Below are 7504 nucleotides of genomic sequence, written 5' to 3' on the forward strand. Positions count from 1 at the left end.
CAGGCCGATGCAGGGCTTGTTCAGGGTGCCCTGGACCAGGCTGAGCTGCGGGCTCAGGTCGCCGTGGGTCTTCTGGTTGCCGTAGATCTGCTGGGAGCCGTTGCCGTTGACGGTGTTGATCCCGTTGTCGTTGCCGATGGCCATGGCCGGGGCGGCCACGGCGGCGCCCGCGCCGACGATGGAGGCGGTGGCAGCGGCGGTGGCCATAATCTTCTTGATCATCAAGGGTCCTTGTGTGTGCACGAGTGCATGGTGGTGAGCGCCTTGATCAACGGCCGGACACACCGCAGGTTCCGCTGGTTCCGCTGGTTCACCCGAACAGCCCCGCTCCCCCGATGTTCACGGTCACGCACCGTCACGGACGGCCACGCTCAGATCGGCCACGTAGTGCTCCTCGACCACCCCGTCCGGGAACCGGTCCATGAGCAGGGCCCGTTCGTCGGCGAGGAAAGCGTCCGTGCCCGGCTCGCCGATGAGGAACAGGGAGTGCGTGGACAGCTTCGCCAGATGCGCGTCGACCGGGACGCGGCGCGACCACGGCAGCCGACGGGTGGTGAAGCGCAGTCCGCCCTGCGAGCGTGCCCGCTCGTTGATGTACCAGCCCGGGCCGAACCGCTTCTCGATGCGGTCCTGCTGCTCGGAGATCCATCCGACGGAGACGTCCGGATCGTTCGACCACACCGCCAGCGCCCCGCCGGGGCGCAGCACGCGCCGTGCCTCGGGGACCGAGCGGGCGGGGTCGGTCCAGTGCCAGGACTGCGCATAGGCCAGGAGGTCCACCGCGCCCGTGGCGAGGGGCAGTTGGTTGCCGTCTCCGCGTACGAGCGGCGTCCGCGGATTGCGGCGCCGGAACTCCGCGGCCATGCCCTCGCCCGGCTCCACCGCGATCACGCGGGCCCCGGACGACTGCAGCAGGGCGGTGGCGATGCCCGTGCCCGCACCGACGTCGGCGACCCGCGCCCCGGCCAGCGGGAAACCGGCCAGGTCCGCCAGGGCGGTGAGGAGCGCGGGCGGGTAGGAGGGGCGGTGGTCGGCGTAGCGGGCGGCTGCGGCGCTGAAGGAACGAGCACGGGATTCGGTCGTCATGCCGTTCATGATGCCGACGCATCAGCGGCCCCGGCAGGGGCGACGACTGTACGGTGCGTAGGCGGGACGCGGAGAGGCGGATTGCACATGGTGGCGGCACGGTATGTCACGGAACTGACAGGAGCGCTGGAGCGGTACGCGGACCGGCCCGCCATCGGTGTGGGGCCCGCCGTCATGACGTACGCGGACGTACTGCAGGACACCTGGCGGCTCGCCGGAGAGCTCGCGGAAGCGGGGGTCGGGCGCGGGACGGGGCTCGCCTGCGTGGCGGGCCGGAACCGGCCCGAGGTGCTGCTGGTGCGGCTCGCCGCGCACGTACTGGGGGCGCGGCTGACCCAGGTCCTGGCCGGACCGGCCCTGTACGGGCTGGAGTTCATCCTGCGGGACTGCCGCGCGGATCTGGTGCTGCACGACGTCCCGGTGCCCGACACGGGCGCCACCCGGCTGGACCTGGACGAGGTGCTGCGGCGGGCGGCGGGCCGCAGGGCCGTCGTGGTGGCCGTACGGGCGCGGGAGGACGACGTGGCCCGGGTGACCTACACCGGCGGGACGACGGGGCGGCCCAAGGGGGTGGCCTCGACGTTCGGCGCGATGGCCGCGCGCAACACCGTACGCCCGGCCGGGTGGGCGGAGCCGGTGTACCTGTCGGTCACCTCGCTGGCGCAGCGGTCCGGCGGGCGCTCGCTGGAACAGCTGCGGGCCGGAGGCAGGGTGGAGATCCTCGACCCGTTCGGACCACGGGAGTTCGCGACGGCCTGCCGGCGCCTGGGGCGGGTGTCGACGTACCTGACGACCTCGATGGTCTACCGGCTGCTGGACGACCCCGTGACCGCCGCGGGTGTGCCGGGGCTGGAGGTGGTCTCGTACGGCGACTCGCCCGTCCTCCCCTCCCGGCTGCGTGAGGCGGTGACCCGCTGGGGCGTGCGGTGGCAGCAGGGCTACGGCATGAACGAGGCGGCGGTGATCTGCCGCCTCAGTCCCGCTGACCACGATGCGGCGGTGGCGGACCGGCCGGAGCTGCTGGCCTCCGTGGGACGGCCCGTGGCGGGCGTGGAGGTCGAGGTGCGCGACGGGGACGGGACCCCGGTGGGCGTCGGTCGCACGGGAGAGGTGTGGATCCGGTCGGCGGCGATGATGGCCGGCTACTGGGACCGGCCAGCTCTGACGGAATCGGTCCTGCGGGACGGTTGGCTGCGGACGGGGGACCTCGGGCACCTCGGCGAGGACGGCTACCTGTACCTCGACGACCGTCTCAAGGACGTGGTGATGATCGACGGGGACAACGTGTACTGCGTGCCCGTGGAGGCCGTGCTCGCCCGGCATCCTGCCGTCGCCGAGGCGGTCGTGGTCGGCCGGCACAGCGATCTGACGGGCGAGGAGGTGTGCGCCTTCCTGGTGGCGGCGCCGGGGTGCGCGCCCGGCGCCGCGGTGGCGGACGAGGCCTGTGGCCTGGTCGAGCGGGAGCTGTCCCCGGCGCACCGGCCGACCGCGGTGTTCTGGGAGGAGGCGATCCCGCTGACCGCCCGGGGGAAGCCGGACAAGCGCCGCCTGCGGGACCGCGCGGCCGGCAAAGGGCGGTAGGTCCTCTCGTCACGGCAGCGCCTGGCCCGCGGCGCTGCCGTGACGACACACCGGGCCTCGTCCGGACGGAGAGGACCTACCGCTTCGCGGCGTAGGTCCAGACCTCCTGCATCAGCGGCGGCGAGGCCGGGCCGCTCAGTTCGCGCTGGGTGAGGAGGATGGTGACCGCGCCGGTGGCGGGGACCACGTGGGCGGCGGTACCGGTGCCGCCGATCCAGCCGTAGCGGCCGGGCACGTTCCAGGGGTCGAGGAGCGCCACGTCGACCGAGCCGCCGAATCCCCAGCCCTGGCCCTCCAGGAAGAGGGCGCCGCCCTCGCGCTGCTCCGCCGTGAGGTGGTCGGTGGTCATCTGCCGTACGGATTCCGGCGAGAGCAGGCGTCCGCCCTCGTACGCGCCCTCCGCGAGCAGCATCCGGCCGAAGGCGAGCCAGTCGTCGGCGGTGGAGACCAGACCGCCCGTTCCGGAAGGGAAGGCCGGCAGGGTGCTCCACTGGCCGTCGGCGGGGTCGACGAGTTCCAGCGGGCCGCCCTCCTGCGCGGCGCGGTAGTAACCGGTGAACCGGTGGAGCTGGTCGTGCGGTACGGCGAAGCCCGTGTCCCGCATGCCGAGCGGCTCGAAGACGCGCTCCGCCAGGAGGTCGGGGAGGGACTGTCCGGCCGCCCGGGCGATGAGGACTCCGAGGATGTCGGACCCGGTGTTGTAGAGCCACGCCCGGCCCGGCTGGTGGAGGAGCGGGATCCGGGCGAGGGCCGCCATCCACGCGTCCGGCGCCGCGATCCGCTGGGGCTGCGGCGGTCCCTGCCCCAGCTCGCTGAAGAGCAGCCGCACGGCGGGCAGCGAGAAGTCCGAGGGGAAGCCGTGGCCGGCCCGGAAGGTGAGGAGGTCCTCGACGGTGATCGGACGCTCGGCGGGGACCACGTCGTCGACGGGTGAGGACGGCGTACGGACGACCATCGGCGCCGCGAGTTCCGGAAGCCAGCGGTTCACCGGCGAGTCGAGGGCGAGCAGGCCGTCCTCGATCATCGTCATCGTGGCCGCGGCGGTCACCGGCTTGGTGAGCGAGGCGATCCGGAAAAGGGAGTCGCGTGCCATCGGCGCGCCGCCGGAGGCGTCGAGGGAGCCGACGGCCGCCACCTCGATGTCCTCGCCGCGGGCCACCAGACCCACCGCGCCGGGCAGTCGGCCGTCACCGACGTGGGCCTCCAGGAGGCTGCGCAGACCGCTCATCGTCCACCTTCTCGTACGTGCGGAGCGCCGGGAGGGAGGGACCGGCGCGGGTACCCGTAGGGAAGACTGCCGCCGGCCCGGGAATTCATCGGTCCGATACGGCACGACACGCCACACCACGGTCGGCGGCGGTGGGCGTGGGCCGGTTCGGCGCGGGGCCGGTTCGGCGGTGGGCCGGTTCGGCGTGGCCGCTACGCGGCGGGGACGACCGAGGCTCGTATCGCTGCGGCCCACTCGGCCAGCAGCATCGCGTGCCGCACGCGCTCGGCGTCGGACAGCCGGCCGTCGGCACGGGCGAAGAGGCCGCGGATGTCGGCGTTGATCTCGGCGAGGGGACGCTCGGGGGCTGGGTTGTCAGGGGTCGGACTCACGTGATCAAGAGTAGGCGGGGGGTCCGACAACCATGACCGCTGTCCGGCATGCGGACGGGGGCTTCCGAATCGCGGAGGGTCGTGCCGTCACTTCTCGGTTTCCGGGCCGCTGTCCACGGGGTGGACGACCACCGGGTAGGACGGCGTGCCCTCGGGGACCGGGCAGGCGTAGGCGCGGGCGGCGATCTCGGCGGCCCGGTCGAAATCGGGGACGTCGACGACCCAGTACCCGGCGATGACCGCGCTCGTCTCCCCGTACGGCACGTCGGACACCACCGGGGCGCCGTCGGCGCCGGCGGTCACCAGGCGGGCCTGGCGGGGTTCGGCGAGTCCCTGCGCGTCGACCAGCTCGCCCGCCGCGGTCAGCTCGTCGTTCAGCGCTCCCATGTGGTCGAACATCGCCTTGAGCTGCGCTGAGGACCAGCCGGGGCTGTCGCCGCTCGCCTTGCCGCTCATGGCTTCGTAGTCGGCCTGCTTGCCCAGAACCATCAGCATGTACTTCATGGGGTGCCACTCCTGGCGCTCGTCACGGTCCCTCCCCCTGCCCTCCCATTGCGACATGCCGGTCGCCACCGCGCGAGGCGGCTCCGTCCCAGGGGGCCGAGCCGCCTCGCGGCGTCGTCAGTCGTCCGAGCCGATCGGCGGAGCCCCGCCCGCTCGTGCGTGGGCGCGGCCGGCTGGCGGATCGTCGCGAACACGTCCCAGATCCGCAAGCTCTACGTCGACGACCTGGTCACCGCCTCCACCGCCCGCTCCACCGGGGTGGGCCGCGCGCTCCTCGCACACCTCGAGGAGCATGCCCGGACCGCGGACTGCACCGCGCTCAAACTGGACTCCGGAACCCATCGGAGCGATGCCCACCGCTTCTACTTCCGTGAGCGGATGGCAGTGACCGCGTTCAACTTCGTCAAGCCCCTGGCCTGACGCTTCACGGCCGCCCGGACCCGCTCCTGCTCTGGTCCGGCTCCCGCTCCTGCTGGTCCGGCTCCCGCTCCTGTTTCTGGTCCGGCTCCGGCTCCGGCTCTGGTCCGGCTCCCGTGACCGAACCGTCGCCGCTTCGATGCCCGCCCGGGCTCGTCGGCGTGGTGCGCGCTTGTTAGGTTCCTGCCCCAGCCGACCTGTAGGGGAACCGATTTCATGCCCGCATCCGCCGGACCCCGCCGGGTCCTGACCGCCGCCACCGCGGCCGCCGTACTGCTGGCGGGCCTGAGCGGCCTGACGGGATGCGGGGACAAGGACGGCGGGACCCCGGCGACCGCGTCCCCGTCGCCCTCCGCCCCGGGTCCGGCGTCCCCGTCGGGCACGTCCACCGAGGCCGCCGCCCCGCCGCCGGTATCCGTCTCCGCCCCGACGTCCGGGACGCCCGCCGCCGCTTCGTCGGCGCCGCCGGCCGCGGCCACGACCCGGGCGGCGCCGCCCGCCGCCCCGGCCCGGCTGAGGGTCGCGGTCGACACGCGGGGCGGCGGGCTCGCCCTCGTACGCGGCGGTGCGGCGCAGGAGTTCACCGTGACCCTGCGGAACGGGAACTCCGCCGAGTACCGGCACCTGCTGGTCACCTTCCAGATGGAGATCCTCGTCGGCGAACCGGGTGACCGGCCGGGCAGCGGACCGGGCTTCCTGCTGGAGCGCTTCGACGCGGCCTCGGGCACCTGGCGAGCGGCGGCGCTGCGCATCGCCAACGACCACATGCCTGAGTCGATGGTCACCGGCGGCGGTCCGCTCGCCCGCGAGGGCGTGCGCGTGGAGCGCTACCGGCTGCGCGCGACGGCGGGCGGACCGACGGGCAGCAGCCCGCTGGTGGTGTCCTTCATCGACACGGACGCCGACGGCGAGGCCGCGGCCCACGTGGTCCTGGCGCACACCACGCGCTAGACACTCCGCGACGGAAAGCGCCGCGCCCCCGGCTGCTCCTGACCCGGCGCGGCGAGTTCGCCGAGGCGGAGCGCCGCGGTGCGCCAGGCGGCGGTGACGGCCTCGCGGGCCCGTTCCGTCGCCTCGGGGACCCGGTCGGGGAGGTGGAGCGGCGAACCGATGTGCACGTGGAGGCAGGGCCTGCGCAGTGGGGCGGTGAGGGCTCCGGCGAGCTGCTTGGCGCTGCTGCCGGAGCACAGGCGGCGGGCGCCGGCCTGGCCCACGGGTACGACGGGGGCGCCGGTCGCGGCGGCGAGCCGCGCCAGGCCGCTGCGGAACGGACCCGGGGCGGACTCCCCCGGGTCGCGGCGGCCGGGCAGCCGGCCCTCTCCGTAGAGCAGCACGCTGCGGCCCGAGGCGAGGGCGACGGCCGCGGCGTCGAGGGAGTCGGCGGCGCGGTGGGTGCCGCGGTGGACGGCGATGTGCCCTTCGCGCCGCAGCGCGGACCCGAGCAGCGGCACCCGCCACAGCCCGCTGGTGGCCAGGATGACCGGCTCGACCCCGTAGCGGCGCAGTGCGGCGACCACCACGGCGGGATCGGCGAGCGAGGTGTGGTTGGCGACGAGGATGCTGCCGGCGGCGGGGCGCGCCCCGGGGTCGGCGGTGACCGTGAGGGTCCCGCAGGCGGGTACGACGACGGCGGCGATTCGGCTGAGCATGGACGTCCCCGTTCGGGTGGCGCGTGGTGGTGTCCTCCATGGTCGACGGGCGCCGCGCAGGGGTCATGAGTAGCCGTACTCACCGTGCGTACTCACCGTCGCAGGGAACGTGACGGGTGTGCCTGCGGATGGCATACCGGCCGCGGCGCGGACGTGCCGTGCCGTGCCGTGCCGTGCCCCCGAGTTGGAGGCCGAGTGCGCCGACTCCAAGGCACCCTCACAGGCCCCGACCGCTCGTAAGGCCGCCTCCCCTCGGAGGCTCCCGGCCGCCGGGCGGCGACGCTGAACACCACCAGTCAGTACGTCGAGTTCACCCTCACCGAGCCCGCCAGCGCGTTGTCCCGGCGCTACAGCCTTCCGGACACCGCCGAAGTGGCGGGACGTCACCCTGGACGTGCAGGTGAACGGCCGGTCCGTGCGCACCCAGCCGGTGACCTCCAAGTACCCAGGGCAGGACGGGCCCGGTACGGCCGCGCGGGTCAGCCGTCCGAACTGGAGGCGTACACCTCATGGGCCGGAATATGACCGATTGGTCACAGGATCCGTTTGCGGGAACGGGCTGGGCGCAGCGGACCTCTAGGTGAACGGCGAGGCTCCGTGGAGGGCCTTGCCCGACGTATCGGCGAGACCGGCGGGCCGCCCGCCACCGCGTGGGCGGTGGCGGGCGG

9 protein-coding genes are annotated in these 7504 nt (G+C 74.0%); 3 read left to right on the plus strand and 6 right to left on the minus strand.

Annotated features, from left to right (window positions below; translation table 11 throughout):
- Both AB0D48_RS36845 and AB0D48_RS36850 read right to left on the minus strand, forming a co-directional pair.
- Positions 1-222, minus strand: a 222-nt coding sequence (locus AB0D48_RS36845) for a rodlin (RefSeq protein WP_362407538.1), incomplete at its 3' end; no start/stop codon positions are given.
- Positions 223-345: 123 nt separating this feature from the next.
- A complete protein-coding gene (locus tag AB0D48_RS36850) occupies positions 346-1086 on the minus strand; it encodes a class I SAM-dependent methyltransferase (RefSeq protein ID WP_362407541.1) in 741 nt (246 codons plus the stop codon).
- An 87-nt stretch (positions 1087-1173) separates the two neighbouring features.
- Between AB0D48_RS36850 and AB0D48_RS36855 the strand changes: the two genes are divergently transcribed.
- On the plus strand, positions 1174-2667 hold the full coding sequence (locus AB0D48_RS36855) for an AMP-binding protein (RefSeq protein WP_362407544.1): 1494 nt from the start codon (positions 1174-1176) through the stop codon (positions 2665-2667).
- 76 nt (positions 2668-2743) lie between these two features.
- On the opposite strand, the gene AB0D48_RS36860 is transcribed toward AB0D48_RS36855, so the two are convergent.
- The 3 genes from AB0D48_RS36860 to AB0D48_RS36870 form a co-directional block, all read right to left on the minus strand.
- Positions 2744-3895, minus strand: coding sequence for a serine hydrolase domain-containing protein (locus AB0D48_RS36860; protein ID WP_362407547.1), 1152 nt, complete (start codon positions 3893-3895; stop codon positions 2744-2746).
- Between the two features lie 191 nt (positions 3896-4086).
- On the minus strand, positions 4087-4266 hold the full coding sequence (locus AB0D48_RS36865; protein WP_362407550.1) for a hypothetical protein: 180 nt from the start codon (positions 4264-4266) through the stop codon (positions 4087-4089).
- Positions 4267-4353: 87 nt separating this feature from the next.
- Positions 4354-4770 carry a YciI family protein gene (locus tag AB0D48_RS36870; RefSeq protein WP_362407553.1) on the minus strand — a complete coding sequence of 139 codons (417 nt, stop codon included), beginning with the start codon at positions 4768-4770 and terminating at the stop codon, positions 4354-4356.
- A gap of 159 nt (positions 4771-4929) precedes the next feature.
- On the opposite strand from AB0D48_RS36870, the gene AB0D48_RS36875 reads away from it, so the two are divergent.
- Complete coding sequence (locus tag AB0D48_RS36875) at positions 4930-5190, plus strand: GNAT family N-acetyltransferase (RefSeq protein ID WP_362407556.1); 261 nt, start codon at positions 4930-4932, stop codon at positions 5188-5190.
- A gap of 213 nt (positions 5191-5403) precedes the next feature.
- Positions 5404-6138 (plus strand): hypothetical protein, encoded by a 735-nt coding sequence (locus tag AB0D48_RS36880; RefSeq protein ID WP_362407559.1) that lies wholly within the window; start codon positions 5404-5406, stop codon positions 6136-6138.
- Here AB0D48_RS36880 and AB0D48_RS36885 read toward each other — a convergent pair.
- On the minus strand, positions 6135-6836 hold the full coding sequence (locus AB0D48_RS36885) for a lysophospholipid acyltransferase family protein (RefSeq protein WP_362407562.1): 702 nt from the start codon (positions 6834-6836) through the stop codon (positions 6135-6137). The genes AB0D48_RS36880 and AB0D48_RS36885 overlap by 4 nt on opposite strands.
- Positions 6837-7504: the final 668 nt, after the last annotated feature.

The organism is Streptomyces sp. NPDC048269 (assembly GCF_040652395.1).
GTDB lineage: Bacteria > Actinomycetota > Actinomycetes > Streptomycetales > Streptomycetaceae > Streptomyces.

What these genes read in the sequence shown, in the direction of transcription:
- AB0D48_RS36850 (WP_362407541.1), bottom strand. Translation starts at nt 1,086, where the DNA reads ATGACGACCGAATCCCGTGCTCGTTCCTTCAGCGCCGCAGCCGCCCGC.
- AB0D48_RS36855 (WP_362407544.1), top strand. Translation starts at nt 1,174, where the DNA reads ATGGTGGCGGCACGGTATGTCACGGAACTGACAGGAGCGCTGGAGCGG.
- AB0D48_RS36860 (WP_362407547.1), bottom strand. Translation starts at nt 3,895, where the DNA reads ATGAGCGGTCTGCGCAGCCTCCTGGAGGCCCACGTCGGTGACGGCCGA.
- AB0D48_RS36870 (WP_362407553.1), bottom strand. Translation starts at nt 4,770, where the DNA reads ATGAAGTACATGCTGATGGTTCTGGGCAAGCAGGCCGACTACGAAGCC.
- AB0D48_RS36880 (WP_362407559.1), top strand. Translation starts at nt 5,404, where the DNA reads ATGCCCGCATCCGCCGGACCCCGCCGGGTCCTGACCGCCGCCACCGCG.
- AB0D48_RS36885 (WP_362407562.1), bottom strand. Translation starts at nt 6,836, where the DNA reads ATGCTCAGCCGAATCGCCGCCGTCGTCGTACCCGCCTGCGGGACCCTC.